General features: G+C 71.4%; 30 protein-coding genes. 14 read left to right on the top strand and 16 right to left on the bottom strand.

Annotated features, from left to right (window positions below; all coding sequences use genetic code 11):
* Window positions 1–42 precede the first annotated feature (42 nt).
* Entirely contained in the window at window positions 43–243 is a 201-nt protein-coding gene (locus M8231_RS09120; protein ID WP_249750198.1) for a DUF2093 domain-containing protein, read from the bottom strand.
* Between the two features lie 40 nt (window positions 244–283).
* Window positions 284–1,540, bottom strand: a complete 1,257-nt coding sequence (locus M8231_RS09115) for a cation:proton antiporter domain-containing protein (protein WP_249750199.1) — start codon at window positions 1,538–1,540, stop codon at window positions 284–286.
* 161 nt (window positions 1,541–1,701) lie between these two features.
* Between M8231_RS09115 and M8231_RS09110 the strand changes: the two genes are divergently transcribed.
* Genes M8231_RS09110 through M8231_RS09100 form a run of 3 tightly spaced genes read left to right on the top strand, consistent with a single transcriptional unit; the run spans window position 1,702 to window position 5,575 of the window.
* Window positions 1,702–2,631, top strand: a complete 930-nt coding sequence (locus M8231_RS09110) for a mechanosensitive ion channel family protein (protein ID WP_249750200.1) — start codon at window positions 1,702–1,704, stop codon at window positions 2,629–2,631.
* Window positions 2,631–3,647, top strand: a complete 1,017-nt coding sequence (locus tag M8231_RS09105; RefSeq protein ID WP_249750201.1) for a threonine aldolase family protein — start codon at window positions 2,631–2,633, stop codon at window positions 3,645–3,647. The genes M8231_RS09110 and M8231_RS09105 overlap by 1 nt, the downstream gene beginning before the upstream one ends.
* A 44-nt stretch (window positions 3,648–3,691) precedes the next feature.
* On the top strand, window positions 3,692–5,575 hold the full coding sequence (locus M8231_RS09100) for an ABCB family ABC transporter ATP-binding protein/permease (protein ID WP_250202605.1): 1,884 nt from the start codon (window positions 3,692–3,694) through the stop codon (window positions 5,573–5,575).
* Here M8231_RS09100 and M8231_RS09095 read toward each other — a convergent pair.
* From M8231_RS09095 to M8231_RS09070, 6 genes are all read right to left on the bottom strand, one after another.
* On the bottom strand, window positions 5,563–6,036 hold the full coding sequence (locus tag M8231_RS09095) for a chemotaxis protein CheE (RefSeq protein ID WP_249750202.1): 474 nt from the start codon (window positions 6,034–6,036) through the stop codon (window positions 5,563–5,565). The genes M8231_RS09100 and M8231_RS09095 overlap by 13 nt on opposite strands.
* On the bottom strand, window positions 6,033–6,590 hold the full coding sequence (locus M8231_RS09090) for a response regulator (protein ID WP_249750203.1): 558 nt from the start codon (window positions 6,588–6,590) through the stop codon (window positions 6,033–6,035). The genes M8231_RS09095 and M8231_RS09090 overlap by 4 nt, the downstream gene beginning before the upstream one ends.
* 126 nt (window positions 6,591–6,716) lie before the next feature.
* Window positions 6,717–7,667, bottom strand: coding sequence for an acetyl-CoA carboxylase carboxyltransferase subunit alpha (locus M8231_RS09085; protein ID WP_250201313.1), 951 nt, complete (start codon window positions 7,665–7,667; stop codon window positions 6,717–6,719).
* Between the two features lie 88 nt (window positions 7,668–7,755).
* Window positions 7,756–7,950, bottom strand: a complete 195-nt coding sequence (locus M8231_RS09080) for a type II toxin-antitoxin system HicA family toxin (RefSeq protein WP_249750204.1) — start codon at window positions 7,948–7,950, stop codon at window positions 7,756–7,758.
* A gap of 67 nt (window positions 7,951–8,017) precedes the next feature.
* Window positions 8,018–8,242 carry a DUF1902 domain-containing protein gene (locus tag M8231_RS09075; protein WP_249750205.1) on the bottom strand — a complete coding sequence of 75 codons (225 nt, stop codon included), beginning with the start codon at window positions 8,240–8,242 and terminating at the stop codon, window positions 8,018–8,020.
* Window positions 8,243–8,259: 17 nt separating this feature from the next.
* Window positions 8,260–9,153 carry a tyrosine recombinase gene (locus tag M8231_RS09070; RefSeq protein ID WP_250201312.1) on the bottom strand — a complete coding sequence of 298 codons (894 nt, stop codon included), beginning with the start codon at window positions 9,151–9,153 and terminating at the stop codon, window positions 8,260–8,262.
* A gap of 116 nt (window positions 9,154–9,269) precedes the next feature.
* Between M8231_RS09070 and M8231_RS09065 the strand changes: the two genes are divergently transcribed.
* Window positions 9,270–9,836 (top strand): shikimate kinase, encoded by a 567-nt coding sequence (locus M8231_RS09065; RefSeq protein ID WP_250201311.1) that lies wholly within the window; start codon window positions 9,270–9,272, stop codon window positions 9,834–9,836.
* The gene (gene aroB / locus M8231_RS09060) at window positions 9,833–10,939 is read left to right on the top strand and encodes a 3-dehydroquinate synthase (protein WP_249750206.1); all 1,107 of its coding nucleotides are present in this window, start codon (window positions 9,833–9,835) and stop codon (window positions 10,937–10,939) included. Before M8231_RS09065 ends, aroB begins: the two co-directional genes overlap by 4 nt.
* Here the strand turns inward: aroB and M8231_RS09055 are convergent.
* Together M8231_RS09055 and tadA are read right to left on the bottom strand one after the other, a co-directional pair.
* Window positions 10,936–11,361, bottom strand: a complete 426-nt coding sequence (locus tag M8231_RS09055) for an MliC family protein (protein ID WP_249750207.1) — start codon at window positions 11,359–11,361, stop codon at window positions 10,936–10,938. The two genes, aroB and M8231_RS09055, sit on opposite strands and share 4 nt — an antisense overlap.
* Window positions 11,362–11,400: 39 nt before the next feature.
* Window positions 11,401–11,859 carry a tRNA adenosine(34) deaminase TadA gene (tadA, locus tag M8231_RS09050; RefSeq protein WP_249750208.1) on the bottom strand — a complete coding sequence of 153 codons (459 nt, stop codon included), beginning with the start codon at window positions 11,857–11,859 and terminating at the stop codon, window positions 11,401–11,403.
* Between the two features lie 12 nt (window positions 11,860–11,871).
* Between tadA and M8231_RS09045 the strand changes: the two genes are divergently transcribed.
* The 3 genes from M8231_RS09045 to rsmD are packed head-to-tail and all read left to right on the top strand — an operon-like array spanning window position 11,872 to window position 14,352.
* Window positions 11,872–13,347 (top strand): pseudouridine synthase, encoded by a 1,476-nt coding sequence (locus M8231_RS09045; protein WP_250201310.1) that lies wholly within the window; start codon window positions 11,872–11,874, stop codon window positions 13,345–13,347.
* 25 nt (window positions 13,348–13,372) lie between these two features.
* Window positions 13,373–13,783: a GFA family protein gene (locus tag M8231_RS09040; RefSeq protein ID WP_250201309.1), complete on the top strand. Its 411-nt coding sequence runs from the start codon at window positions 13,373–13,375 to the stop codon at window positions 13,781–13,783.
* Between the two features lie 5 nt (window positions 13,784–13,788).
* The gene (gene rsmD / locus M8231_RS09035) at window positions 13,789–14,352 is read left to right on the top strand and encodes a 16S rRNA (guanine(966)-N(2))-methyltransferase RsmD (protein ID WP_249750211.1); all 564 of its coding nucleotides are present in this window, start codon (window positions 13,789–13,791) and stop codon (window positions 14,350–14,352) included.
* Between the two features lie 21 nt (window positions 14,353–14,373).
* Here the strand turns inward: rsmD and M8231_RS09030 are convergent, their stop codons facing one another.
* Both M8231_RS09030 and M8231_RS09025 read right to left on the bottom strand, forming a co-directional pair.
* Window positions 14,374–14,958, bottom strand: a complete 585-nt coding sequence (locus M8231_RS09030; RefSeq protein ID WP_250201308.1) for a hypothetical protein — start codon at window positions 14,956–14,958, stop codon at window positions 14,374–14,376.
* A complete protein-coding gene (locus M8231_RS09025) occupies window positions 14,955–15,410 on the bottom strand; it encodes an RNA polymerase sigma factor (RefSeq protein ID WP_250201307.1) in 456 nt (151 codons plus the stop codon). The genes M8231_RS09030 and M8231_RS09025 overlap by 4 nt, the downstream gene beginning before the upstream one ends.
* 144 nt (window positions 15,411–15,554) lie before the next feature.
* On the opposite strand from M8231_RS09025, the gene M8231_RS09020 reads away from it, so the two are divergent.
* Window positions 15,555–15,845 (top strand): hypothetical protein, encoded by a 291-nt coding sequence (locus M8231_RS09020; RefSeq protein WP_249750214.1) that lies wholly within the window; start codon window positions 15,555–15,557, stop codon window positions 15,843–15,845.
* Here M8231_RS09020 and M8231_RS09015 read toward each other — a convergent pair.
* From M8231_RS09015 to M8231_RS09005, 3 genes are read right to left on the bottom strand one after another with little or no spacing between them, the layout of a single operon-like run.
* On the bottom strand, window positions 15,826–16,317 hold the full coding sequence (locus M8231_RS09015; RefSeq protein WP_249750215.1) for a low molecular weight protein-tyrosine-phosphatase: 492 nt from the start codon (window positions 16,315–16,317) through the stop codon (window positions 15,826–15,828). The two genes, M8231_RS09020 and M8231_RS09015, sit on opposite strands and share 20 nt — an antisense overlap.
* A complete protein-coding gene (gene mutL / locus M8231_RS09010) occupies window positions 16,314–18,176 on the bottom strand; it encodes a DNA mismatch repair endonuclease MutL (protein ID WP_250201306.1) in 1,863 nt (620 codons plus the stop codon). The genes M8231_RS09015 and mutL overlap by 4 nt, the downstream gene beginning before the upstream one ends.
* 58 nt (window positions 18,177–18,234) lie before the next feature.
* Window positions 18,235–18,993 carry a tRNA1(Val) (adenine(37)-N6)-methyltransferase gene (locus M8231_RS09005; protein WP_250201305.1) on the bottom strand — a complete coding sequence of 253 codons (759 nt, stop codon included), beginning with the start codon at window positions 18,991–18,993 and terminating at the stop codon, window positions 18,235–18,237.
* Between the two features lie 199 nt (window positions 18,994–19,192).
* Between M8231_RS09005 and M8231_RS09000 the strand changes: the two genes are divergently transcribed.
* Both M8231_RS09000 and M8231_RS08995 read left to right on the top strand, forming a co-directional pair.
* On the top strand, window positions 19,193–20,134 hold the full coding sequence (locus M8231_RS09000; RefSeq protein ID WP_250202604.1) for a polyprenyl synthetase family protein: 942 nt from the start codon (window positions 19,193–19,195) through the stop codon (window positions 20,132–20,134).
* Window positions 20,131–20,778 (top strand): squalene/phytoene synthase family protein, encoded by a 648-nt coding sequence (locus M8231_RS08995; RefSeq protein ID WP_249750216.1) that lies wholly within the window; start codon window positions 20,131–20,133, stop codon window positions 20,776–20,778. The genes M8231_RS09000 and M8231_RS08995 overlap by 4 nt, the downstream gene beginning before the upstream one ends.
* On the opposite strand, the gene trmFO is transcribed toward M8231_RS08995, so the two are convergent.
* Window positions 20,775–22,169, bottom strand: a complete 1,395-nt coding sequence (trmFO, locus tag M8231_RS08990) for a methylenetetrahydrofolate--tRNA-(uracil(54)-C(5))-methyltransferase (FADH(2)-oxidizing) TrmFO (RefSeq protein ID WP_250201304.1) — start codon at window positions 22,167–22,169, stop codon at window positions 20,775–20,777. The genes M8231_RS08995 and trmFO overlap by 4 nt on opposite strands.
* Window positions 22,170–22,245: 76 nt before the next feature.
* Between trmFO and M8231_RS08985 the strand changes: the two genes are divergently transcribed.
* Genes M8231_RS08985 through M8231_RS08975 form a run of 3 tightly spaced genes read left to right on the top strand, consistent with a single transcriptional unit; the run spans window position 22,246 to window position 24,842 of the window.
* Window positions 22,246–23,034 carry a hypothetical protein gene (locus tag M8231_RS08985; protein ID WP_249750217.1) on the top strand — a complete coding sequence of 263 codons (789 nt, stop codon included), beginning with the start codon at window positions 22,246–22,248 and terminating at the stop codon, window positions 23,032–23,034.
* A complete protein-coding gene (locus M8231_RS08980; protein WP_250201303.1) occupies window positions 23,027–23,941 on the top strand; it encodes a hypothetical protein in 915 nt (304 codons plus the stop codon). Before M8231_RS08985 ends, M8231_RS08980 begins: the two co-directional genes overlap by 8 nt.
* 22 nt (window positions 23,942–23,963) lie before the next feature.
* Window positions 23,964–24,842: a hypothetical protein gene (locus M8231_RS08975; protein WP_250201302.1), complete on the top strand. Its 879-nt coding sequence runs from the start codon at window positions 23,964–23,966 to the stop codon at window positions 24,840–24,842.
* The last annotated feature ends 20 nt before the right edge of the window (window positions 24,843–24,862 follow it).

Here is a 24,862-nt window from a genome sequence, read left to right as displayed (position 1 = left end):
AACCGTTGAAGATCGGTGTTCAAGCTTCGCCATACGACGCTTTCAGCCGGGCGGATTCAGCCGCGAGATGAACTCGCCCGGACCCCAGTAGGCTTCCTGCCGCGTCGGGCTCCAGTACCGGAGGGCCTCCAGGGGAATGGCCTTGTCGGTGACGGCGCACCGCACGAATCGGCCCGGCTTCAGGACGGCGAATTCGCCGTCGCCGTAGTGAAGGGTCGCGGGTTCGGTCGCTGTGGTGTCCATGGGGCGACGATAGCGCGGCCGGCGCCGCCCGCAAGGGGCCTCAGGCCGAGGTGGGCGGGCTGACGGCGTCCGTCACCGGGCCGTCGGCGGCCTCGGGCTCGGCGCCCCTGGGGGGCTTGGGCTTGCCGCCCAGGCGATCGGTCAGCTTGAACACGAACGGATTGAGCGAGATCGACAGCAGGGCGGCGGCCAGGATCAGGTCGTGAGTCTCGCGGCTGAGGGCGCCCAGGCTGACGCCCAGCGCGGCCAGGATGAAGGAGAACTCCCCGATCTGGGCCAGGCTGGCGGCGACGGTGAAGCCGGTGCGGCGGTCCAGGCCGAACTGCTTGGTGATGGCCAGGGCGGCGACCGACTTGCCCACGATGATGATGCCCAGCACCCCCAGCACGGCCCAGGGCTCGCGCACCAGGATCATCGGATCGAACAGCATCCCCACCGACACGAAGAACAGCACGGCGAAGGCGTCGCGCAGCGGCAGCGACCGCTCGGCGGCGTTGTGGCCCAGCGGCGAGGCGTTCATCACCAGGCCGGCCAGGAAGGCGCCCAGCGCGAACGAGTGGAACAGGAAATAGGCCACCCAGGCGATGCCCAGGGCGATGGCCAGGACGCCCAGGGTGAACAGCTCGCGCGACTTAGTGTGGGCGATGCGGATCAGCAGCCACGGCATGACGCGGCCGCCCACGACCAGCATGACGCCGACGAACAGCGCCACCTTCAGCAGGGTCCAGCCGACGTTGGCGCCCAGGGCCCCCAGGTCCATCGGCGTGCCGGCGGGCACCACCACCATCGGCAGCATGACCAGGGCGATGACGATGACCAGGTCCTCGACGATCAGCCAGCCCACGGCGATGCGGCCGATCTCGCCCTTGACCTGCTTGCGCTCTTCCAGCGCGCGCAGCAGGACGACGGTGGAGGCGACCGACAGGGCGAAGCCCATAAGCAGGGCCTCCACATCCGTCAGCTTCAGCACGAACCGTCCCAGCGCCCAGCCCAGGACGGTGGCCACGGCGATCTGGCCCAGGGCGCCGGGAACGGCGACCTTGCGGACCTGCATCAGGTCCTTGGGCGAGAAGTGAAGCCCGACCCCGAACATCAGCAGAATGACGCCGATCTCGGCCAACTGCGGCGCCAGTTCGGTGTCGGCGACGAAACCGGCCGTATAGGGACCGACCACGACGCCCGCGACCAGATAGCCGACCAGCGGCGACAGTTTCAGTCGATGAGCCAACATGCCGAAGGCGAAGGCCAGGACGAAGCCCCCCACCAGGGTAAGGATCAGGCTGTCGGCATGCGGCATCGGGGCTCCTGTCGCGGGCGGGGGGTCGGCGTTGGGAATGCTTCGCAGTTGGGGGCGCTTTGGCGATTCGGCAAGGCGGCGCGGTGTCGCGCGCCCATGACGAAGCAGCAGAATTTCCGCGACGGGGTTCCAATCCCCCGCTGAGGCGTTAGACCCGCCGCATGTCCAATCCCACGCCCATAGCCGAAGCCGTCGCGGCGGGTCGACAGGCTGTCGCCGTCGACGCCGCCCTGGTCGCCAAGCTGATCGATCTGGCCGGCGACTTCGCCATCAACCTGACCGTCGCGGTGCTGATCTTCGTCGTCACCCTGTTCGCCGCGAAGTGGGCGGCGGGGGCGGCGCGGCGGGGGCTGTCGCGCGTTCGCGGCTTCCGCCACGATCCGACGGTGCTCAGCTTCGCCACCCAGGTGGTGCGGGTGGTGGTCATCGTCATCGGCATGATCGCCGTGCTGCAGCGGCTGGGGGTGCAGACCACGTCGATCATCGCGGTGCTGGGCGCGGCGTCCCTGGCCGTGGGCCTGGCGCTGCAGGGCACGCTGTCGAACGTGGCGTCCGGCATCATGTTGCTGATCCTGCGGCCCTACAAGGTCGGCGACGTCATCGACGTGGGCGGGATCGCCGGATCGGTGCAGCGGCTGGACCTGTTCACCACGCAACTGTCGAACGCCAACAACCATAAGATCGTCATCCCCAACGCCAAGGTGCTGGGCGACACGGTCACCAACATCACCGGCCAGCAGACACGGCGGATCGAGATCAACTTCACCGTCGGCTATGGCGAGGACCTGACCCAGACGCGCGGCGTCCTGACCGGCGTGGCCGGGGCGCACGCCAAGGTGCTGCACGACCCCGCGCCGTGGGCCGGGGTCACGGGCCTGCTGGACAGCGCGGTTCAGGTGACGCTGCACGCCTGGGTCGAGGTCTCGGATTGGTGGCAGACCCAGGCGGACCTGATGCAGGCCGGCAAGGAGGCGCTGGACGCCGCCGGGATCGAGATTCCGTTCCCGCACCAGGTGGCCGTGCCCTATCGCGAGGACGTCGTGCCCCTGGTCCAGTTGAAGGCGGTCGGACCGGTCGACGGGGACAAGTGATGCGTTACGATTTCGGGTCCGACAACACCGCCGGCATGGCGCCGAGCGCGGTGGAGGGGCTGGTCCGGGCCAACGACGGGTTCGCGCGCGCCTATGGGGCCGACGACGTCACCGCGCGCGCCGCCGACCAGATCCGCCAGCGGCTGGACGCGGACGCCGAGGTTCGGTTCGTGTTCAGCGGCACGGCGGCCAACGCCATCGCCCTGTCGATGCTGGCCTTTCCGTTCGAGGCGGTGCTGGCCCACAACGCCGCCCACGTCTGCACCGACGAGACCGGGGCGCCCGGCTTCTTCGGCCACGGGCTGGGGCTGATCGGTTTGCCGGGCTTTTCCGGCAAGATCGACCCGCTGGCGCTGAAGGCTCAGCTGGACGAGCCGGAAGTCGGCCATCGCCAGCCGCCGGCGGCGCTGAGCCTGACCCAGGCGACGGAATACGGCGCCGTCTATTCCGAGGAGGAGCTGCGTCACCTGATCGAGCCGGTGAAGTTGCGCGGTCATGGCGTGCACCTGGACGGGGCGCGGCTGGCCAATGCGGCGGCGGCCGGGTTCGATCTGAAGGACATCGCGCGCCTGGGCGTCGATGTCCTGGTGTTCGGCGGCGCCAAGGCGGGCGCCAACTGCGCCGAGGCCATCGTGCTGTTCGACAAGAGCCTGGCGCGGCGGCTGGACAACCGGCTGAAGCAGGCCGGGCAGACGGCGTCCAAGGCGCGCTTTCTGGCCGGGCCGATGCTGGGTCTGCTGGAAAGCGGCGATTGGGAGGCGGGCGGCGCCCACGCCAATCTGATGGCCCAGCGGCTGGCCGAGGGCGTGGCCACGCGATCGCGCTTCGTCCTGGCCCATCCGGTCGAGGCCAACGCCGTCTTCGTGCGGATGCCGGCAGAGGCGCACGCCCGGCTGAACGCCCTGGGCTGGGCCTGTTACGCCTTCGACGACGGCTCGGTGCGGTTCGTCTGCTCCTGGGCCACGACGACCGAAGCTGTGGACGAGCTGATCGAGGCGGTCGCCGGGCTGGAATAGGCCTTTTCGTCGCCGCATCGCCCGCCCATATGCCCCGCATGGCCATGCGCGGAGAGCGCTCCGGAAGCCGACGCGATCCCTTGGTGAAGGCGCAGCAGGCAGGGAGTTCACAAGACGGAGTGGAAGGGCCGCCGACGCTGAAGGCGCTGGCGGACCTGGTGCGGCTGGTCGCGCGCTCGGGCGCGCCGCAACTTCGTCTCAGGCTGACCGCCGCCATCGGCCTGACGCTGGCCGGCAAGGGGCTGGGCGTGCTGGCGCCGTTGATGCTGGGCGCCGCGGTGAACCGGCTGGCGGCGGGACAGGATGCGGCGGTCGCCGTGGGCTGGGGCTTCGCCGCCTTCGCGATCGGCTGGGCCCTGGTGCGGTTCCTCTCGTCGGCGGCGCCGCAGGTCTCGGATGTGGTGTTCGCCCCGGTGCGCGCGGCGGCCCAGCGAAGGACGGCGGCCGAGGCCTTCGCCCACGCGCTGGGGCTGTCGATGGATTTCCACCAGACCAAGCGGTCCGGCGCCCTGTCGCGGACGCTGGACCGGGGATCGCGCGCGGTCGACTTCCTGCTGCGCATCCTGGCCTTCAACCTGATCCCGACGGCGCTGGAGCTGCTGCTGGCGGCCTTCGTCCTGGGCGGGAAATACGACTGGCGCTTCGCCGCCGTGGCGGTGGTGGTCGTGGTGATCTACACCATCGCCACCTTCGCCATGTCCAACTGGCGGTTGGAACATCGGCGGGTGATGAACGCCGCCGATTCCGAGGCGGCCGGCGTCTCGGTCGACGCCCTGCTGAACTACGAGACCGTCAAGGCCTTCGGGGCCGAGGCGCGGGCGGCGCGGACCTATGACCAGGCGCTGGGCGACTACACCGAGGCGGCGCTGAAGGCCAACACCTCGCTGAACCTGCTGAACGGGATGCAGGCCCTGATCATGAACGTCGGCCTGGGCGTCATGGCGGTGATGGCCGGTTTCGAGGCGGCGGCCGGACGGATGGGGCCGGGCGACGTGACGGCGGCGGTGCTGATCCTGATCTCGCTGTACGCGCCGCTGAACATCCTGGGCTTCGCCTATCGGGAGATCCGTCAGTCCTTCATCGACATGGAGGAGATGCTGAAGGTCACGCGCCAGACGCCGCAGGTGGCCGACGCGCCGGACGCCGTCGCCCTGCCGCGGCCGGCCGACGCGCGCGGGGCCGCCCTGGCGTTCGATCATGTGGGCTTCCGCCACGACGCGCGGGCGAACGGGCTGGAGGACGTCAGCTTCCTCGCGGCGCCGGGCACGACCACGGCCCTGGTCGGGCCGTCGGGCGCGGGCAAGTCCACCATCGTCAAGCTGGCCCTGCGGCTGCTTGACCCGCAGCAGGGGCGGGTGCTGATCGACGGCCTGGACGTGCGGGCGGTGAAGCAGACCTCGCTGCGGTCGGCGGTGGCCCTGGTGCCGCAGGACGTGGCGCTGTTCAACGACACCATCGCCGCCAACATCGCCTTCGCCCGGCCGGACGCCGACGCCGCAGCCGTCTGGGCGGCGGCCGAGGCGGCGGAACTGGCCGACTTCATCCGCGCCCTGCCCGAGGGATTGGAGACCAAGGTGGGCGAACGGGGGCTGAAGCTGTCGGGCGGCGAACGCCAGAGGGTCGGCATCGCCCGCGCCCTGCTGGCCGATCCGTGCATCCTGATCCTGGACGAGGCGACCAGCGCGTTGGACAGCCGCACCGAGGCCGCGATCCAGAAGACGCTTCGAAAGGCCAGGGCGGGGCGCACGACCCTGGTGGTGGCGCACCGGCTGTCGACCGTGGCCGACGCCGACCAGATCCTGGTGCTGAAGGCCGGCCGCATCGTGGAGCGGGGCGCCCATCACGAACTAGTGGCCCGCGTGGGCGGCGAATACGCGGCCCTGTGGAAGAAGCAGACCCGCGCGGGCCGGGCGGGTCAGCCCGCCTGACCGGCGCCCAGCTTGCGCCGCAGCACCTCGCGCAGATTGTCGACGATGGCCTGGCGGGCCTCGGTCGCGTCGCCCGGCAGGGCCAGCAGCAGCTTCATCGCCTGGGCGTGGACCGTGGGGATGCGCCAGTCGAACCCGCCGTCGCGCGGCGCGGCGTCCAGCAGGTCGCACAGGCCCCGCGCCGCGATGCAAAGGTCGTCCATCGCGAAGGGGCTGGCCGCGTCGATGATCTGGCTGGAGGAGGCGTAGGCCATCTCCAGGCGCATCTTCTCCGGCAGGCCCGGCGTGGGCGGCGCCAGCAGGGCGGCGATGTTCTGGGCGATCAGCGCGATCGCCTGGTCCTGAAGGCCGTCCAGATTGGCCTTGGCCTGGGCCAGGGCGACCCCGACGCTGATCCCGCCGGGCTTGTCGACCATCTGGGCCAGGCGCGACTTGCGCTGGACGTGGGTGATGACGGTCATGCGATCTCCACGGTGTTGGAGGCCTTCGTCGCGCCCATGCGGTCGGCGCGGCGTTCGGGGCCGTCCCATTGCTCGTCGCGGAAGCGACGGTCGGGACCGAAATAGTCGCCCACCTCCAGGAAGGGGCGGTTGTCGCGCGCGACCCACAGGATGCGCTCCAGCAGCATCGCCGCGCTGAAGGGCTTGGTGACCAGGAAGTTGGCGCCGCAGTCGCGGGCCTGGTTCAGGCGTCCGCGCCGGATGTGGCTGGCGGTCATGATCACCGGAGAGAAGGCGTTGGGGTTCAGGCCCGACCGGCGCAGCCAGCGCACCAGTTCGAAGCCGTCGATGTCGGGCATGTCGGTGTCGACCACCAGAAGGTCGACGGGCTTTTCCTGAAGGATGCGCTTGGCGTCCCCGCCGCTGCCGACGGTGAAGGCCGGGCGGATGCCGAAACCGGCCAGGGCGTTGGCCGTCAGGGTGAGGGAGAACGGCGAATCGTCGACGATCATGGTGACCGCGCCGCCCAGGTTGAACACGGCGCTTTCGCGCAGGGAATCGCCCAGCGTGGTCATGCGTGCCCGCGCTTTGTCGATCCCGTGGTGCGGATCATGCTCGATTCCCCGTCAGCTGCCGCCAAGGTCGCAATTCCGGGTGGACAGGGCGTTAACGCTGTTCGCCCAAGGCGGCTTTGACGGCGGTCAGGCCAGGGCGCCGATGGCGTAGAAGCGGTCGGCGCGCGCCTTGCGGATCTGTTGCGGCGTCAGGCCGTCGAAGGTCTTGAGCTCCTCGGCCAGGACGTCGCCGACCGTGGCGATGGCCGCCGCGCGCTCGGTGTGGGCGCCGCCGACGGGCTCGTCGATCAGGCGATCCACGATCTTCAGCTGAATCAGGTCCGGGCCGGTGATCTTCATGGCCATGGCCGCGTCCCTGGCCCGCGCGCCGTCGCGCCACAGGATGCCGGCGGCGCCCTCGGGCGAGATGACCGAATAGATGGAATGCTCCAGCATCAGCACCCGGCTGGCGGCGGCGATGGCGATGGCGCCGCCCGATCCGCCCTCGCCGGTGATGGTGGCGATGGAAGGAACGCCCAGGGTCAGGCCGCGCTCGGTCGAACGGGCGATGGCCTCGGCCTGGCCGCGCTCCTCGGCGCCCAGGCCGGGATAGGCGCCGGCGGTGTCCACGAAGGTCAGCACCGGCAGGCCGAACTGTTCGGCCATGTCCATCAGGCGCACGGCCTTGCGATAGCCCTCGGGCCGGGCCATGCCGAAGTTGTGGCGCAGGCGGGTGTCGGTGTCGTGGCCCTTCTCGTGGCCCATGACCACCACCGGCCGGCCGCGGAACCGGGCCAGGCCGCCCAGGATGGCCTGGTCGTCGCCGAACTGGCGGTCGCCGTGCAGCTCGTTCCAGTCGGTGAACAGGCCCTGGACGTAGTCGACGAAGTGCGGACGCTGGGGATGGCGGGCGACCTGGGTCTTCATCCAGGGGTCCAGGCCGGCGTAGGTCTTCCTGCGCAGCTGGTCGGCCTTCCGGCGCAGGCCAGCGATCTCGGCGTCGAAGGAGCCTGCGCTCTCGGACAGGGCCGACAGCTCCGCGATCTTGGCTTCCAGATCGGCGATGGGCTTTTCGAAGTCGAGGTAGTGCGTGGCCATCTAAGGCGTCCGGAACAGCGGGGCGCGGGGCGACCCAAGGGAAGGCGGCGGAACCTAGAGACGTCAACGCCGCCCGGCAAGCGGGGGTTCAGAAGGCCTTGGGCAATCCGGCCTGTCTGAGGATTTCGTTGGCTGTGTGCCGGCTCTTGGAGCGAGGAACAGTGATGGCGTGCGGCTGATCAGGATGTCGCCATTTCTCGTGGCTGCCCTTGGCGTTCGCGACGCGTCGCCAACCGGCGGCGTACAGGAGGGCGGTGAGTTGCGGATAGAAGTCCTTGGGCACGCCCGCCTCGATCAGATGAGATGGCTCATGATGGATTCGAGGCGTGCGTTCTCAACGCACAGGCAGATCATGCGGCGACAACGTCGAAGCCGCCGACGGCCTCGAAACGAACGGGTACTTCGCCGTGGATTCCTAGGTTTTCCGCCAGAAGCTCAGGCGCGAAATGGCGGGCTAGCGATTCAAACTCACCCAGAGTCGCCGTTTCCAATACCAGTCCGAGGATGTTGGATTCGCTGCACCAGACCTCGGCTTCGGGGTCCCAGATCGCCTTGACGTAGAACGAGTGCGCCATCCGGCGAATATGCGCCGTCAGTCGTCGCGCGCCAAGGGGTGGTTCTGGCGGACGACCTGGGTCAGCCGGTCGGTGGCGACGTGGGTGTAGATCTGGGTGGTGGCGATGTCGGCGTGGCCCAGCAGGGTCTGGACCACGCGAAGGTCGGCGCCGCCTTCCAGCAGATGGGTCGCGAACGCGTGGCGCAGGACGTGGGGGCTGACCCGGGCGGGATCCAGGCCGGCGGCCAGGGCGGCCTCGTCCAGCAGCTGGGCGAAGCGGCGGGGGGTCAGGCGGCCGGTTCGGCCCGAGGACGGAAACAGCCAGGGGCTGTCGGGCGTCTCGGGCTTACGTTTCTCGTCGCGGGCGGCCAGCCAGGCCTTGACCGCCTCGCGCGCCGCGCCGTTGAGGGGGGCCAGGCGTTCCTTGCCGCCCTTGCCGCGCACGATCAGATAGGCCGGATCGCGCCGCACGGCCTCGACTCGCAGCGCCAGCAGCTCCGACACGCGCAGGCCCGAAGCGTAGGCCAGCTCCACCAGGGCGACCAGGCGCAGGCCGGCGGCCGCGTCCTTGCGCGCGGCGGCCTGCAGCAGCCGGTCGATCTCGTCGCGCGACAGCACCTTGGGCAGGGCGCGCCCCTGCCTGGGCGCGTCCAGGCGACGCGACGGGTCGTCGCCGCGCCAGCCCTCGGCCAGGGCGAAGCGATAGAACTGACGCACCGCTGAACGGCGACGCGCGGCGGTGGCGGCCGAGAGGCCCCGCCGCGACAGGTCGGCGAACCAGGTTTCCAGCCCCTCCGCATCGGCCTGCATCAGGCCGCCGGTCGCCGTCTCCGCGTCGGCCAGGTCGCGGGCGTAGGCGGCCAGGGTGTGGGGCGAGGCGTCGCGCTCCACCGCCATCATCTCCAGAAAGGCCTCGATCTGGGGCGTCATCGGACGATCCGGCGCCGCGGCGTATGGCGCGGGGCGGCGCATCGTGTAGAGGGTTGGTCGATCATGTCCGCCCGCCTCGCCGCCTTCTTGCCACGTCTGTTCGCCGGTGCGCCCGGATGAGACGACGCGCGAATCCGCCGCCGCGACGCACCATAGCGCTGGTCGGGCTGATGGGGGTGGGCAAATCCTCGGTCGGGCGCCGGCTGGCCAACCGGCTGAAGCTGCCCTTCGCCGACGGCGACGTGGAGATCGAGGCGGCGGCCGGCATGACCATCGCCGAAATCTTCGCCAGCATGGGCGAGGGCGAATTTCGCGCCGGAGAGGCCCGGGTGATGCGCCGCCTTCTGGAGGGGCCGCCGATCGTGCTGGCCACGGGCGGCGGGGCGATGATGAACGCCGAGACCCGGGCGCTGTTGCGCGAACGGGCGGACACGGTGTGGCTGCGGGCCGACCTGGGCGTCATCGCGGAACGGGTGGCCCGTCGCGACACGCGACCCCTGCTGCGGGGGCGCGATCCGCGGGAGGTGCTGACAGGCCTGGCCGAGACGCGTTACCCCCTCTACGCCGAGGCGGACCTGACGGTGGACGTGGGCGAGGGGTCTCACGGCCAGGCGGTGGACGCCATCCATCGCGAACTGCGCCGGCATTGGCGGCGCAAGCGATGCGCGGAGACGAAGACATGACGACCCTTACCGTGGGCGGCCAGGGGTTCCGGCCCTATGACGTGGTGGTGGGACGCGGCCTGTTGGCGCGCGCGGGCGAACGCATCGCGCCGCTGGCCAAGGGACGGACCGTGATCGTCAGCGACGAGACGGTGGCGGCGATCCACGGCCAGGCCCTGTCGGCGTCGCTGGAGGCGGCCGGGGTGCGGACCCAGACGATCACCGTGCCGGCGGGCGAGGCGTCCAAGTCCTTTGCTCAGCTGGAGCGGGTGCTGGACCGGCTGCTGGAGATCGGGCTGGACCGCAAGGACGTGGTGGTGGCCCTGGGCGGCGGGGTGGTGGGGGACCTGGCCGGTCTGGCGGCGGCGCTCTACATGCGCGGGATCGACTTCGTGCAGGTCCCGACGACCCTGCTGGCGCAGGTGGATTCCTCCGTCGGGGGCAAGACCGCCATCGACACGCCGAGGGGCAAGAACCTGGTCGGCGCCTTTCATCAGCCGCGCCTGGTGCTGGCCGACATCGACGTGCTGGCGACCTTGCCCGACAAGCAGCTGCGTTCCGGCTGGGCCGAGGTGCTGAAGCACGGGTTGATCTGCGACGCGGCCTTCTTCGACTGGCTGGCGGGCGACGGGGCGGGCGGCGCGTGCGGCGATCCGGCCGCGCTGGAGCGGGCCGTGGTGCGCTCGGTCGAGATCAAGAGCGCCGTCGTCAGCGAGGACGAGAAGGAGGCGGGGCGTCGCGCCCTGCTGAACCTGGGCCACACCTTCGGCCATGCGGTCGAGGCGGAGCTGGGCTTCGAGAAGGCCGCCCTGGCGCACGGCGAGGCGGTCGCCCTGGGGTGCTGCCTGGCCTTCCGCTATTCGGCGCGCGAGGGTCTGTGCCCGGAGGCCGACGCCCGGCGGGTCGAGGCCGTGATCGCGGCGGCGGGCCTGCCGACGCGGCTGGACCAGGCGGGGACGTTCGACGCGGATCGCCTGCTGGCCCTGATGGCCGGCGACAAGAAGGCCGAGGGGGGCGCGCTGACCCTGATCCTGGCGCGCGGGATCGGCCAGGCCTTCGTGGCCAAGGGCGTCGATGCGAGCAGCGTCAGGGCCTTCCTGATCGAGGAAGGTGCGGCGGGTTAATCCACCGCGCGGCAGTCGGTCGACTGGCGGCCTTCGACGGACCAGGTGGCCATGACGCCCTTGCCGCGTAGTTCGACGCCCGAGGCGCGGTACCAGATGCCGTCGGCGGCGCGCTGCTGGTAAAGGTCGACCGCCTCGCCAGAGGAGTTGCGCACGGTCGCCATCTCGCGCGGATTGTCGAAGTCGACGGTCAGGCGCTCGCCGTTGTCGCACAGATAGACGGCGTGGACGACGTTGTTGAGGATGCGGTCCTGCAGCTCGGCGCCCGTGCGCTTGCGGGCGGTCTGGGCCTCGATGGCGCGTTCCTTGACCTCGTCGCCCGTGGTGGGCGCGCGCGACGGGTCAGGGCCGCAGGCGGTCATCACGGTCAGGGCCGCCAGGCCCGCGAACAGGATGGATTGCGGCGGATCCAGCTTTATCAAGGCAGTCGTCCCTCCCACGGCGCCGCTTGGCGCGGCGTCCTAACGTGCGCCCGACGCGGCCGTTCCCCGCCGCGAACGGAAGAAGGAGCGGAGCAAGGCGGACGCCTCCTGCGCCAGAGGACCCGAGTCGGTCGCCGGGCGCCAGTGGCAGGTCGGCTGCTCGAACAGGCGCGGACCGTGGATCACGGCGCCGCCCTTGGGATCGTCGGCGGCCCAGACGACCCGGCCGATGCGGGCGTGGCTGATGGCCCCGGCGCACATGGCGCAGGGCTCCAGCGTGACATAGAGGGTCAGGCCGGTCAGGCGGTAGTTCCCCAGCGCCGTCGCGGCGCGGCGCAGGGCCACGATCTCGGCGTGGGCGGTCGGGTCGTGGGCGCCGATGGGGCCGTTGGCGCCGCTGGCGATCACCTCTCCCGTGGCCGGATCGACCAGAATTGCGCCCACCGGGACCTCTCCCGCGTCCGCCGCCGCTTGCGCTTGGTCCAGCGCCATGCGCATGAACCGCTCATCATGGTCCGCCATACAGACGACAACGACAAGAAGCCCCGCGCCCGTCAAGACGAACGGTCGCCCCGGCCCTTCAAATCCTCCGGTCCCCGCAAGAGCGGCGACGGGAAGGCCCCCTTCGGCGACAGGCCGAGAAAGCCGTTTGGCGACAAGCCCACGGGCGATCGTCCGCGCGCCGCCAAGGACGGCAAGCCGGCCCCCAAGTCCGGCAAGGCCGACGCCGCCCCGGTCCGCAGCGAGCGAATCGCCAAGGCCATGGCCCGCGCCGGCATCGCCTCGCGCCGCGAGGTCGAGCGGCTGATCGGCCTGGGCAAGGTGGCGGTGAACGGCCGCATCCTGGACACGCCCGCCACCCTGGTGACGCGCGACGACGTGATCACCGTGGACGGCAAGCCGATCGGCGCGGCCCAGGCGACGCGCGTCTGGCGCTATCACAAGCCGGCGGGCCTGCTGACCAGCCACAACGACCCGGCCGGGCGGCCGACGGTGTTCGACGCCCTGCCGGCGGGCCTGCCGCGGGTGATCTCGGTCGGCCGGCTGGACCTGAACACTGAAGGGCTGCTGCTGCTGACCAACGACGGCGAGCTGAGCCGGGCGCTGGAGCTGCCGTCGACGGCCCTGGTCCGCCAGTACCGGGCCCGGGCGCGCGGCAAGATCACCCAGGCCGACCTGGACAAGCTGAAGGACGGGGTGGTCGTGGACGGCGTGTCCTACGGCCCCATCGAGGCGACGCTGGACAAGGCCAAGGAGTCGAAATCCGACGATGGCAAGGCGCCGGCCAACCTGTGGGTCTCGGTCTCGATCACCGAGGGCAAGAACCGCGAGGTCAGGAAGGTGCTGGAGTCGATCGGCCTGACGGTCAATCGCCTGATCCGCCTCGCCTATGGTCCGTTCCGGCTGGACGTCCTGCCGGTCGGGTCGGTCGAGGAGGTGGGGCCCCGCGTGATCCGCGAGCTGCTGGGCGAGCACATCCGGCCCGAGAACCTGCCGACCGGCAATACGGTCGAGACGCCCGCGCCGATCCCCGGAAGGCGCATCTCGACGCCCATCGTCAAGGGCCGCTCGGGTTCGGCCATGTCCGACCCGTCGAGGAAGCCCAGCCGCGTCCGCGCCGCCGAGAGCGCTCAGGCCGAGGCGGTCGAGCGTCGTGAGCGGGCGCCGAAGAAGGACGGCTGGGCCAAGGCCAAGCCCAAGTTCGAGCACGCCAAGACCTTCAAGCCGCGCGAACGCACCGCCCCCGAGGGCGAGCGCCCGGCGCGGACGGATGGCGACCGGCCCAAGCGCCCCTTCAAGCCCCGCGACGACCAGTTCATCGACGACCGGCGCAAGCCCGCGGGCCGCTCTGGCGCCAAGCCGGGTCCGCGCGCGGGCGCCAAGCCCGGCGGGCGCGACTTCAAGCCCCGCACGGGCGGCAAGCCCGCCGGCCCGTCGGGAACCAGCGGACGCAGCCCCGGCGGCAAGCCGCGGGGTCCGCGCTGATCGCCCTTAGCGGAGGAGCGAGACCATGACCGTCCAGACCGGCCGATGCCTGTGTGGCGCAGTGACCTTCAGCGCCACGCCCAAGGGCGGGATGCACGCCTGCCATTGCGGCACGTGCCGACGCTTGTCGGGCGGGATCCTGTTCAGCGTGGATTGCGGCGACAGCGTCCAGGTGCGGGGAGATGTGGCGACCTACACCTCGTCCGAATGGGCGACGCGCCAGTTCTGCCCGGCGTGCGGGACCGGCCTGTTCTGGCGCGCCAACGATGGGGGAATCACCATGGTCTCGGCCCAGGCGTTCGATAACGCGTCCAGCTTTGTGCTGGAGGACGAGTTCTGCATCGAGAGCAAGCCCGAGACCTACGCCCTAGCGGGGGATCGGCCGCGCCTGACCACGGCCGAACTTTACGCCCAGTTCGCCCCACCCGAGGCCTGAAAGCTGTGCGGATCGTCGCCGGCAGCCTGAAGGGCCGGGCCATCGTGGCGCCGGAAGGGCGGGGCACGCGCCCGACCAGCGACCGCGCGCGCCAGGCCGTGTTCAACGTGCTGGAGCACGCCGCCTGGGCCGAGCCGTTGCACGAGGCGCGGGTCATCGACTTGTATGCGGGCTCGGGCGCCCTGGGCTTCGAGGCGATCAGCCGGGGGGCGGCCTTCTGCCTGTTCGTCGAGATCGACGACGACGCGCGCGGCGCCATCCGCGAGAACGCCGACACCTACGGCCTGATGGGGCGCACGCGGGTGCATCGGCGCAGCGCGACCGATCTGGGCGTGCGGCCGGGTCCCGTCGCCGAAGCGTTCGACATCGCCTTTCTGGACCCGCCGTACGGCAAGGGGCTGGGGGAACAGACGCTGGCGCGGCTGAAGGAGGGCGGCTGGCTGAAGCCGGGGGCCCTGGTGGTGTTCGAGCGCGGGTCCGACGAGCCCGAGATCGACACGCCGGGCTATGACCGGCTGGACGCGCGCGACTATGGCGCGGCGCGGGTGCTGTTCCTGCGGGCCGAATGAGGCGCCGCGTCTGAACAAGGCTCAGGCGCGGCCGTCCCGCAGCGCCTCCAGCGCCGCGCGGTGCGCCGCCATGCGCTGTCGGCAGCGTCGCGCATGGCGCAGGTAGAAGCCGATGCAGGCCGCCAGGAACAGGCCGGCGCCCGCCAGAATCGGGCCGCGCATCTCCGCGACCGGTTCGGCGACCCACAGCATGACGATCAGGAAGACCATGCCCGCCAGGCTGATCGCCACCCCGGCCAGGGCCCAGCGGTAGCCCGTGCGGGCCTGGCCCAGGGCCGAGCGCAGCACGGCCTCGGGCGTGTCGGTCAGAAGGCCCGGATCGCCGCGCCGCGACCACAAGGTCATCACCAGGGCGAAGACGGCGAAGCCCAGGGCGGCCAGGACGACCGGCAGGTCGACGCCGCGCCACAGCGCCCAGCCCATGACGCCGACGACGGCCAGGCCGCCGACGATCTCGGAGATGAAGTTCAACCGGGCCAGCCGGTCGCGACGGCGCAGCGACCGGATCAGGGCGGCGTCCAGCGGCGGGCCGTCGTCGGGCGCGGCGCTCCACGCCCGGGTCAGGTCGGTCCAGTCGTCGGCGTGGTCTTCGGGGGGCGTGCTCATGACCGAGCCTCCGGGTTCATGGCCTTGCGCAGGGCGGCCTTGGCGCGGGTCAGGCGGATAGAGACGACGTTGGCGTTCAGGCCCAGCATCTCGGCGATCTCGGCCGGCGGGAAGCCTTCCAGGGTCAACAGGGCGGGCTGGCGCAGCGGCAGGGGCAGGGCGCGCACGGCGTCGGCCAGCCGGTCGTGCAGGTCGCGCGCCTCGGCCGCCTCGTGCGGGGTGGGGGCGTCGCTGGGGGCGGCCTCGTCCAGAGGCTGGCGGCGCGGCTCTGCGGCCTCGCGCGCCACATGGGTGACGGCGCGGTTGTGGGCGACGCGGGCGATGAAGTGGCGCAGCGGCGCGTCGCCGCGATGTTTCGGCAGGGCGCGCCAGACGGCCAGCAGGATGTCCTGCTCCAGTTCGCGCCGCCGCTCGCGGTCCGCCTCATAGGCCGAGGCGATGCGGCGCAGCATGGCGCCGTGTTCGGCCAGCAGGGCTTCGAAGGTCTGGTCGCGTCCCAGCGCGGCGCTCTCCGGAAAAATCGTCGGTCGGGATGAAAGACTCCGATGTCGGCCGAGACTTTCAGGTCAGGCGTCGAAAAACGAGAGGAGTTCGCCATGACCATCCAGAGCGATGTCGAGGACCAACCGAAGGCCGGCGCGCTGGCGCGGGGAAAAGGGTTCCTGAAGGTGCTGGCCGGCCTGTTGCTGGTCGCCGCCATCGGGGCGTGGGCGTCCCTGGGCATCGGGCTTTATCTGGACGTCCCGCGCGGGACGCGCCTGACCCTGGCCATCGTCGCGGCGGTGGCGACCGAGGCCCTTTTCTGGACCGTGGCGGCCCTGCTGGGCGTGTCGGTGGTCGAGGCGCGCAAGCGCATCTGGCGCAAGATCACCGGCCGCGCAGGCTGAGCGCCAGGGTCCGGGCCGCGGCCGTCACCTCGGCCCAGGTGACCTCGAAGCCGTCGTCGTCGCCGAAATAGGGGTCGGCCACGGCCTGGCCCTCGCGGCCGGGCACGTGGTCGAGCAGCAGGCTGAGTTCGGCGGCGGCGTCGACGGGGGCCAGGCGGCGCAGGTTGGCCAGATTGTCGTGGTCCAGGGCGACGATGTGGGTGAAGCGGCGGAAGTCCGCCGGCGTCACCTGCCGCGCCTTCAGGCCCGAGATGTCGACCCCGTGCCGCCGCGCCGTCGCCTGCGCCCTCGGGTCCGGCGGCTCGCCCGCGTGCCAGTTCCCGGTCCCGGCGGAATCGACGATCAGATCGAGCCGGAGGCGCCCGGCGTCCGCACGCAGGGCCCCCTCGGCGAGCGGCGAGCGACAGATGTTGCCGAGGCAGACGAAGAGGATGGAGGGGGTCGGGGGCCGACGATTGAGCGCGGTCGTCATCGCCGCCCGAACAGCTTTTCGAGGTCGTGCAGCTTCAGCTCCACATAGGTGGGACGGCCGTGGTTGCATTGGCCGGAGTGGGGGGTGGCTTCCATCTGGCGGAGCAGGGCGTTCATCTCGGGGGCGGACAGGACGCGGCCCGAGCGGACGCTGCCGTGGCAGGCCATCGTGCCGCAGATGGCGGCGAGGCGCTCCTTGAGCGACAGGGCCTGGCCGTGTTCGGACAGGTCGTCGGCGATGTCGCGGATCAGGCCCTGCACGTCCGCGTCGCCCAGCATGGCCGGGGTCTCGCGCACCAGGACGGCGCCGGCGCCGAAGGGTTCGACCACCAGGCCCATCTCGGCCAGTTCGTCGGCGCGCGAGGCGACGCGCTCGGCCTCGGCCGGGTCCAGGTCGACCACCTCGGGCGTTAGCAGGGCCTGGCGGGTCACGGCGCCCTCGGCCATCTGGGCCTTCATCCGCTCATAGACCAGGCGCTCGTGGGCGGCGTGCTGATCGACGATGACCAGGCCGTCGCGGGTCTGGGCGACGATGTAGTTGGCGTGGAGTTGGCCCCGCGCGGCGCCCAGCGGGTAGTCGATGGGGTCGAGGGGCGGGTCGTATGGCGTGACTCGTAAGTCATGACTGGTGACGGGGCCGTCCCACGCCGGCTCCACGCGGGCGCTGCGTTCGTTGAGGCCGGGCAGGACTTGGGCGGCCGCGGCGGGCTGGGACCAGCCGGTCCAGCCGCTGAAACCCTGGGCCGAGGGGCTGCTGGGGCTGTAGGCCGGGGCGGTCGACGCGCCGCTGCGGGGTTGGAAACTGGACAGGGCGTCGGCGGCGACGGTGGTGGAGGCGCGGTGGCCGGCCGCGTGCAGCGCGTGCCTCAGGGCCCCGACGATCAGGCCGCGCACCAGGGCCGGATCGCGGAAGCGGACCTCGGCCTTGGCCGGATGCACGTTGACGTCGACGAAGAGCGGATCGATGTCCAGGAACAGGGCCGCCGCCGGGTGACGGTCCCGCGCCAGGAAGTCGGCGTAGGCGCCGCGCAGGGCCCCTTGCAGCAGGCGGTCCTTCACCGGGCGGCCGTTGACGAACAGATACTGGTGCGCGGCGTTGCCCCGACTGTAGGTCGGCAGGCCGGCGTAGCCCGACAGGCGCACGCCGTCGCGTTCCTGGTCGATCAGCAGGGCGTTGGCCTCGAAGTCGCGGCCCAGCAGGGCGGACAGGCGCTTCAGGCGGCCCTCGTCGCCGGGATGTTCGGCCGGCAGGCGCAGGGTGGTCTTGCCGTCCAGCGAGAGGGTGAAGGCGACGGCCTCGCGCGCCATGGCCTGGCGCTTGATCTCTTCCGAGATGGCCATGGCCTCGGCCCGTTCGGACTTCATGAACTTGAGCCGGGCGGGGGTGGCGTAGAACAGGTCGCGCACCTCGACCCGCGCGCCGTGCGGGCCGGGGAAGGCGGCGGGGGCCAGGGGGCGGTGATCGCCGCCCTCCACGCGAATGGCCCAGGCGTCGCGTTCGTCGCGGGCGCGGGTGGTGATCGACAGGCGGGCGACCGAGCCGATGGAGGGCAGGGCCTCGCCCCGGAAGCCCAGGGTGTGGATTCGAAGCAGGTCCACGTCGCCGGCGTCGTCGGCCTCGAGCTTCGACGTGGCGTGGCGCTCGACCGCCAGGGGCAGTTCGTCGCGCGGAATACCCTTGCCGTCGTCGGCGATCAGGATGCGCGACAGGCCGCCGCCGTCGGCCTGGATCTCGATATGGGCGGCGCCGGCGTCCAGGGCGTTCTCGACCAGCTCCTTGATGGCGCTGGCCGGCCGCTCGACCACCTCGCCGGCGGCGATGCGGTTGACGGTCTCGGGCGGGAGGCGACGAATGGGCATGAGGCGTCGAAGATAGGGCGCGCGGGGGATTCGCGCCACGGCGGGACGCGCCGGCGCCTCACCAGTCCAGGGCGGCGTCGCCGCGCAGGATGGCGTCGGCTTCGGGCGTGTGCTGGGCGCCCGAGCGGTCGTGGAGGATCAGGGGCGGCAGAAGGCGCAAGGGCGCGCGGCCGGTCTTGACGGCGTGGACCAGGACCCGCTTGGCCGGCTGGTCGGCGAAGGGGTGGACGGGGCGCACGGCGAAGCCCCCGGCCTTGTCGCCCAGCAGCGACAGCAGGTCGGCCAGCCGATCGGCGCGGTGGATGACGACGATGCGCCCCCCCTCGCGCACCGCCTTCAGCAGGAAGGCCGTCCAGGCCTGGAGGCCGTCGTCGGCTATCCAGGCGCCGCGCTTGCCCTCGGCCGGGGCGCGCAGGGTCGCGGCGTCGTCGAAGAAGGGCGGATTGGACACGGCCCAGTCGAACGGCGGCAGGTCCAGGGTGCGAAAGCCGGCGGCGACGTCGCCGGTGCGAATCGTCGTGCGGTCCTGGACCCCGTTTAGGGCGGCGTTTTCCCGCGCCAGGCCGGCCATCGCGGGGTCGCGCTCCAACCCGGTCAGGGTGACGCCCGGCCGTCGCGCGGCGAGCGGCATCAGCACGCCGCCCGCGCCGCAGCCCGCCTCCAGCACGCGCTGGCCGGGCAGGGCCGGGACGGCGGCGGCCAGAAGGGCCGCATCCAGACCCGCGCGGTAGCCGCGCGCGGGTTGGCGCAGGCGCACGCGGCCGTTCAGCAGGCCGTTATCGACGATGTCCGGCGACGCCGGGGCGGGCTGGTCCAAGCCTCAATCTCCTTGACCCTCAAGGGGCCGACCACCATTGTGCGCCGCATCGCGATCCGGCAAGTCGTCGGCCCGCCTTCGCCTGTCGCGGACCACCGCGCGCCCCTGTGAAAGAGTCTCTCCCTTGGACGTCGCCATCGCCGCCGCTGCCCGCCCGAAAGGGGACGTCGACGCCCTGGTCCGGCTGGCCCAGACCGACATGGCCGCCGTGGACGCCCTGATCCTGGACCGGATGCAATCGGACGTGCCGATCATCCCCAAGCTGGCCGAGCATCTGGTTTCGGCGGGGGGCAAGCGGCTGCGTCCGCTGATCACCGTCGCCGCCGCCCGCGCGACCGGCGCCAGCGACGACATCGACGCGCCCAGGAAGCTGGCCGCCGCTGTCGAGTTCATCCACACCGCCACCCTGTTGCACGACGACATCGTGGACGCCTCGGAACTGCGCCGCGGCAAAGTGGCGGCGCACCTGATCTGGGGCGCGCCCACCAGCGTCCTGGTCGGCGACTTCCTGTTCGCCCGCGCCTTCGAGCTGATGGTCGAGACGGATTCGATGCGCGCGCTGGGCATCCTGGCCGAGGCGTCGCGGGTCATCTCCGAGGGCGAGGTGCTGCAGCTGACGCGGGCGCACGACCTGAACCTGGACCAGGACGTCTATTTGCAGATCATCTCGGCAAAGACCGCCGAACTGTTCGCCGCCGCGGCCGAGGCGGGCGCGGTCGGGGCGGGGGCCGACGCCGCCGCGGTCAAGGCGCTGCGCGACTACGGCATGGCGCTGGGCATCGCCTTCCAGCTGGCCGACGACGCGCTGGACTATGGCGCGACGGCCGAGGCCCTGGGCAAGAACGCCGGCGACGACTTCAACGAGGGCAAGGCCACCCTGCCGCTGCTGCTGGGCGCGGCGCGCACGCGCGGGCGCGAGGCGGCGTTCTGGGAGCGCACCATCACCAAGGGCGAACGCACGCCCGAGGACTTCGGCCGGGCGCGCGAACTGATCGTCGGATCGGGCGCCATCGGGGCGACGCTGGACCTGGCCGGAGACTACGCCGACCGGGCCAAGGCGGCGGTGTCGGCCCTGCCGGCGTCGGACTGGCGCACGGCGCTGGAAGACCTGGCCGACTTCGCGGTGTCGCGCGCGGCTTGACCGAGGGCGCCCCTTCAACCGACGCGCTGCTGGACCAACAGGTCCGGGACGCAGACCTGGACCGCTGGCTGTCCAGCCGCCTGGTCTCGGATGCGCGCGCGCGCGCCGACCTGATCGCGCTCCATGCGTTCGAGGCCGAGCTGATGGCCATCCCGACGCGGGTGACCCAGCCGCTGCTGGCCGAGATGCGCTACACCTGGTGGGCGGAACAGATGGACGGGGTCTTCGCCGGCGTCGCGCGCAAGGGGCACCCGGTGCTGGAGGCCCTGACCGACATGGTGGCGCGGCGCGGCCTGGACCGGGCGCCGTTCGACGCCCTGATCGAGGCGCACATCGGCCGGGTTCACGGCGAACCGCACGACCTGGACGCCTTCTACGTCGGGCCGATGCAGGTCGCGACGCATATCCTGGCGGGGCCAGGCCATGCGGACAAGGCGGTCGGAGCCGGACGGGTTCGGGGCATGGCGCAGGTGGGCCGGTCGGACGAGGCCAAGGCGGCGCGCGCGGGCGCCAACGCGGCCCTGAAGGGACTGCCGACGGCGGCCTTTCCCGCCGTGGCGCCCGCAACCCTGATCGGTCAGGACGAGCCCGAGCCGGTCAAGCGGCTGCGCCTGCTCTGGGCCAGCCTGCGGGGACGGATCTAGGCGTCCCGCCAGGCCTTGAGGCTGTCCAGCGCCCGCAGGCTCTGCAGCCGCTTCTTGGCCCGGCCCCTTTCCTTCGGGTGGATGCGCTTGCCGTCCTCATCCACCTTGGGGGCCTCCAGCGGCGGCAGCAGGCCGTAGTTGATGTTCATCGGCTGGAACTTGGAGCCTTCCAGATGCCCGCCGGTGATGTGCTCGACCAGGGCGCCGATGGCGGTTTCGGGCGGGGGGGCCGACAGGTCGCGACCCAGCGCCTGGGCGGCGGCCAGACGACCGGTCAGCAGGCCCATGGCCGCGCTCTCGACATAGCCCTCGACCCCCGTGACCTGACCGGCGAAGCGCAGGCGGGGCAGGGCCTTCAGCCGCAGCTGTCGGTCCAGCAGCTTGGGCGAATTCAGGAAGGTGTTGCGGTGCAGGCCGCCCAGTCGCGCGAACTGGGCGTTCTGCAGGCCCGGGATCATGCGGAAGGTCTCGGCCTGGGCCCCGTGCTTCAGCTTGGTCTGAAAGCCGACCAGGTTGAACAGGGTGCCCAGCGCATTGTCCTGGCGCAGCTGGACGATGGCGTGCGGCTTTACCTTCGGATCGCGCGGATTGGTCAGGCCGACGGGCTTCATCGGGCCGTGGCGCAGGGTCTCGCGGCCGCGTTCGGCCATCACCTCGATGGGCAGGCAGCCGTCGAAATAGGGGACGTTCTCCCAGTCCTTGAACTCGGCCTTGGGGCCGTCCAGCAGGGCGTCGATGAAGGCCTCGTACTGGGCCTTGTCCATCGGGCAGTTGACGTAGGCGGCGGCGTCCCCGCCCGGGCCTTCCTTGTCATAGCGCGACTGCCGCCAGGCGATGTCGAAGTCGATCGAATCGGCGTGGACGATGGGGGCGATGGCGTCGAAGAAGGACAGGCTTTCCTCGCCCGTCGCCTTCAGGATGGCGTCGGCCAGGGCGGGGGAGGTCAGGGGGCCGGTGGCGACGATGACATTGTCCCAGTCCTCCGGCGGCAGGCCGGCGATCTCCTCGCGGACGATGGTGATCAGGGGGTGGGCTTCGAGACGGGCGGTGACGGCCTGGGAGAAGCCGTCGCGGTCGACGGCCAGGGCGCCGCCGGCGGGCACCTGGTTGGCGTCGCCCGAGGCCATGATGATCGAGTCCAGGGCGCGCATCTCGGCGTGCAGCAGGCCGACGGCGTTGTATTCCCAGTCGTCCGAACGGAAGGAGTTGGAGCAGACCAGCTCGGCCAGGCCGTCGGTCTGGTGGGCGTCGGTCTTCACGCCCGGGACGCCGCGCATCTCGTGCAGGATGACGGGCACGCCGGCCTGGGCGATCTGCCAGGCGGCCTCGGAGCCGGCCAGGCCGCCGCCGATGACGTGGACGGGGGAAACGGAAGCGGGGGAGGAAGTCATCGCGGCCTTCTAGCGCCCGTCTGGCCGCAAGTCATGATCCCCTGCTATAGCGCGGGCGGGTTGGGGAGTTCAGGCCTTGGGGCAGGCGCGCGACGCATCGGGATGGGGCGGGGTCCTGGCGCAGGCCGGCGGCGGCCTGGTGCGCGGCCGGCGCGAGGCGCCGGGCGCCGTCGTGCTGTCGGCGCTGGCCTGGAGCGCCTGGCCCTTCCTGCCGACGGGCGTCGCCGCCGTGGCGGCCGCGCTCTGCACCCTCGTGCTGGCGGGCGCCCTGGCGCGCATCGCCGTCTCGAACGACGTCGCCGGCGCGCGAACGCTGGGCCTGGGGCCGGCGGGGCTGCAGTTCGGGGCGACCGAGATGCGGCTGCTGGCGGGCTTCGCCCTGTGCGGGGTGTTCATGGCCATGATCCTGTCGGTGGCGGCGCTGGCCCTGCTGGCGCTTTACGGCCTGGCCGGTCTGGACGCCGAGGCGATCCGGGCGCGCGACTGGGCGGGCGTCGGCGCGCCGTGGAAGCTGGCGCTGCTGGGCGCGATCACCGCCGCGGCCCTGTACGCCGTCGTCGCCCTGGCCGCGCGCCTGTCGCTGTTCGTCCCGGCCACGGCGGCCGAGGGACGCATCGTGTCATTGCAGGTCATGGGCTTGACCAAACGCGGATTCTGGCCGCTGCTGGGCGGAGTGATCGTGACGGCGGCGCCCAAGCTGGCGCTGGTCGTGGGCTGGGGGCTGGGCGTGCTGAGGGGCGAGGCGGGCTGGATCGTCTGGGCGGTCGTGGTGAACGGCGTCCAGGCGCCGCTGACCCTGGCCTTCCTCGGCGCGGCCTATCGCCAGCTCGTTTCGATTTCGCCGCGGGAGAACGCGCATGGCTGAGACCTTTTCCATCGGCGAGGCCCTGGCTGCGCCCGTGCGCGTGATCCGGCGCCATCCGCTGGCGGTGTTTGTCTGGGGCCTGACGATGGTGGTCTTCAGCCTGGTGCTGTCGGGCCTGATCTTCGGGTCGCTGGCCGACCTGCCCTTGACGGCCGACGGAAGCGCCGAGGCGTCGCCCGAGTTGCTAGGGCGGATGATGGCCCTCCAGGGCGTGTCGATGCTGGCCAATCTCGGCCAACTCGCCCTCAGCGTGATCATCTGGACCGCGACGATGCGGGCGGCCCTGAGGATAGGCCGCCCCGACCGGTATTTCTTCATGCGCGCCGGCATGGATGAACTGCGGGTGGGCGTGGTGGGCATCGCCCTGTTCGTCGGCGCCTACATCGCCGTGATCGTCCTGGTGCTGCTGGGCGTGGCCATCGGCGCGGTGGCGTGGCAGGCGAACGAGGCGCTGGCGGTCGTGCTGGGCTTCGTCATGGTCCTGGGGCTGATCGCGGCGGTGATCTACGCCATGGCGCGGCTGTCGCTGATCGCGCCGGCGACGCTGATCCTGGAACGGTTCGCCTTCGTGGAGGGCTGGACCCTGGCCAAGGGGCGGATGGGATCGCTGCTGGGCCTGCTGGTCTGCACCTGGCTGATCTACATGGCGATGTATTTCGTCATCGCCTTCCTGGCGATCCTGGGATTCTTCGCCAGCGGCGTCTTCGCCCATATGCAGGCGGCGGGCGACGCCCTGACGTTCCGCGACCTGATGCCGTCGCCAGGCGTCTTGGCGGGCCTGGTGGTCCTGCTGCTGGGGCCGGGGGCCTTCCTCTACGGGGCGGTGATGACCTTACTGTGCGCGCCCTTCGCCTCGGCCTGTCGACAATTGCTCGATGGTTCGCCGCAAGGTGCGCTAGAAGCGTGACGAGTCGTTCCGGAGCCCGTCGATGAGTTTTTCCGCCACCGAAGCCGCATTCGAAGGTTTCCGCGTCGTCCGCCGCAAACCCGTCGTGGTGCTGCTGTGGGGGGCGGTCTATCTGGCGATGTTTCTGGCGATGTTCGGCGTGGGCGCCGGCTCGTTCGCGCGGATCATGGCTCTGGCTCAGGCGGTGGAGCAGTCGGCCGAGCCGTCGATGGAGGACGTGCGCCAGCTGGGCATGGCCTATGCCGGCATGAGCTGGCTGATTCCGGTGGGCCTGGTCGTCGGCGCGGTGCTCAGCGCGGCGGTCGCCCGGTCGGTGCTGAGGCCCGCCCAGGACGCTTGGGGCTATCTGCGGCTGGGCAAGGACGAGCTGCGGGTGGTGGCGGTCAGCGTCGTGATCAGCCTGCTGTTCGGGCTGTCCGGCGCGGTCGGCTTCGTCGTGATCGGCATGATCGGCGGGGCGGGCGCCGCCTCGGGCCAGGCCGTCCTGTTCCTGATCGCCCTGCTGCTGGGCCTGGCGCTCGCCGCCGGGCTGATCTGGCTGGCCGTGCGGCTGAGCCTGGCCGTGCCGATGACCCTGGATCAGGGCCGGATCGTCATCTTCGAGTCCTTCAAGGCCACGCGCGGCCGGTTCTGGCCGCTGCTGGGGATGAGCGTGATCGTCTTCATCATGACCATGGTGGTCAGCCTGCTGGGATCCATCGTCGCCATGCCGATCACCCTGATGACCGGCGGCCTGAACAGCCTGGCGGCCTTCGACGGCGCGTCGGCGGCGGAGATGCTGCAGCAGTCGTGGGTGGCCATCATCAGCTGGTCGGTGATCAACGCCATCCTGTCGGCGCTGCAGCTGGCGGTGCTCTATGCGCCGTTCTCGGCGGCTTGGCAGGGCCTGCGCGACGGCTGAGGCGCGTCGCTCGACGGAAA

The organism is Brevundimonas albigilva (genome assembly GCF_023573565.1).
Lineage (GTDB): Bacteria > Pseudomonadota > Alphaproteobacteria > Caulobacterales > Caulobacteraceae > Brevundimonas > Brevundimonas albigilva.
This window is presented reverse-complemented; position numbering and strand designations above follow the sequence as displayed.

What these genes read in the sequence shown, in the direction of transcription:
- aroB (WP_249750206.1), top strand. Translation starts at nt 9,833, where the DNA reads ATGACGACCCTTACCGTGGGCGGCCAGGGGTTCCGGCCCTATGACGTG.
- M8231_RS09105 (WP_249750201.1), top strand. Translation starts at nt 2,631, where the DNA reads ATGCGTTACGATTTCGGGTCCGACAACACCGCCGGCATGGCGCCGAGC.
- M8231_RS09025 (WP_250201307.1), bottom strand. Translation starts at nt 15,410, where the DNA reads ATGCTGCGCCGCATCGCCTCGGCCTATGAGGCGGACCGCGAGCGGCGG.
- M8231_RS09115 (WP_249750199.1), bottom strand. Translation starts at nt 1,540, where the DNA reads ATGCCGCATGCCGACAGCCTGATCCTTACCCTGGTGGGGGGCTTCGTC.
- M8231_RS09015 (WP_249750215.1), bottom strand. Translation starts at nt 16,317, where the DNA reads ATGACGACCGCGCTCAATCGTCGGCCCCCGACCCCCTCCATCCTCTTC.
- M8231_RS09085 (WP_250201313.1), bottom strand. Translation starts at nt 7,667, where the DNA reads ATGGCCACGCACTACCTCGACTTCGAAAAGCCCATCGCCGATCTGGAA.
- M8231_RS08980 (WP_250201303.1), top strand. Translation starts at nt 23,027, where the DNA reads ATGGCTGAGACCTTTTCCATCGGCGAGGCCCTGGCTGCGCCCGTGCGC.
- M8231_RS09075 (WP_249750205.1), bottom strand. Translation starts at nt 8,242, where the DNA reads ATGGCGCACTCGTTCTACGTCAAGGCGATCTGGGACCCCGAAGCCGAG.
- M8231_RS09095 (WP_249750202.1), bottom strand. Translation starts at nt 6,036, where the DNA reads ATGACCGTCATCACCCACGTCCAGCGCAAGTCGCGCCTGGCCCAGATG.
- trmFO (WP_250201304.1), bottom strand. Translation starts at nt 22,169, where the DNA reads ATGACTTCCTCCCCCGCTTCCGTTTCCCCCGTCCACGTCATCGGCGGC.
- M8231_RS09030 (WP_250201308.1), bottom strand. Translation starts at nt 14,958, where the DNA reads ATGAGCACGCCCCCCGAAGACCACGCCGACGACTGGACCGACCTGACC.
- M8231_RS09045 (WP_250201310.1), top strand. Translation starts at nt 11,872, where the DNA reads ATGGTCCGCCATACAGACGACAACGACAAGAAGCCCCGCGCCCGTCAA.
- M8231_RS09020 (WP_249750214.1), top strand. Translation starts at nt 15,555, where the DNA reads ATGACCATCCAGAGCGATGTCGAGGACCAACCGAAGGCCGGCGCGCTG.
- M8231_RS09110 (WP_249750200.1), top strand. Translation starts at nt 1,702, where the DNA reads ATGTCCAATCCCACGCCCATAGCCGAAGCCGTCGCGGCGGGTCGACAG.
- M8231_RS09000 (WP_250202604.1), top strand. Translation starts at nt 19,193, where the DNA reads ATGGCCGCCGTGGACGCCCTGATCCTGGACCGGATGCAATCGGACGTG.
- M8231_RS09090 (WP_249750203.1), bottom strand. Translation starts at nt 6,590, where the DNA reads ATGACCACGCTGGGCGATTCCCTGCGCGAAAGCGCCGTGTTCAACCTG.
- M8231_RS09120 (WP_249750198.1), bottom strand. Translation starts at nt 243, where the DNA reads ATGGACACCACAGCGACCGAACCCGCGACCCTTCACTACGGCGACGGC.
- tadA (WP_249750208.1), bottom strand. Translation starts at nt 11,859, where the DNA reads ATGCGCATGGCGCTGGACCAAGCGCAAGCGGCGGCGGACGCGGGAGAG.
- M8231_RS09070 (WP_250201312.1), bottom strand. Translation starts at nt 9,153, where the DNA reads ATGACGCCCCAGATCGAGGCCTTTCTGGAGATGATGGCGGTGGAGCGC.
- mutL (WP_250201306.1), bottom strand. Translation starts at nt 18,176, where the DNA reads ATGCCCATTCGTCGCCTCCCGCCCGAGACCGTCAACCGCATCGCCGCC.
- M8231_RS09100 (WP_250202605.1), top strand. Translation starts at nt 3,692, where the DNA reads ATGCGCGGAGAGCGCTCCGGAAGCCGACGCGATCCCTTGGTGAAGGCG.
- M8231_RS09065 (WP_250201311.1), top strand. Translation starts at nt 9,270, where the DNA reads ATGAGACGACGCGCGAATCCGCCGCCGCGACGCACCATAGCGCTGGTC.
- M8231_RS09040 (WP_250201309.1), top strand. Translation starts at nt 13,373, where the DNA reads ATGACCGTCCAGACCGGCCGATGCCTGTGTGGCGCAGTGACCTTCAGC.
- M8231_RS08975 (WP_250201302.1), top strand. Translation starts at nt 23,964, where the DNA reads ATGAGTTTTTCCGCCACCGAAGCCGCATTCGAAGGTTTCCGCGTCGTC.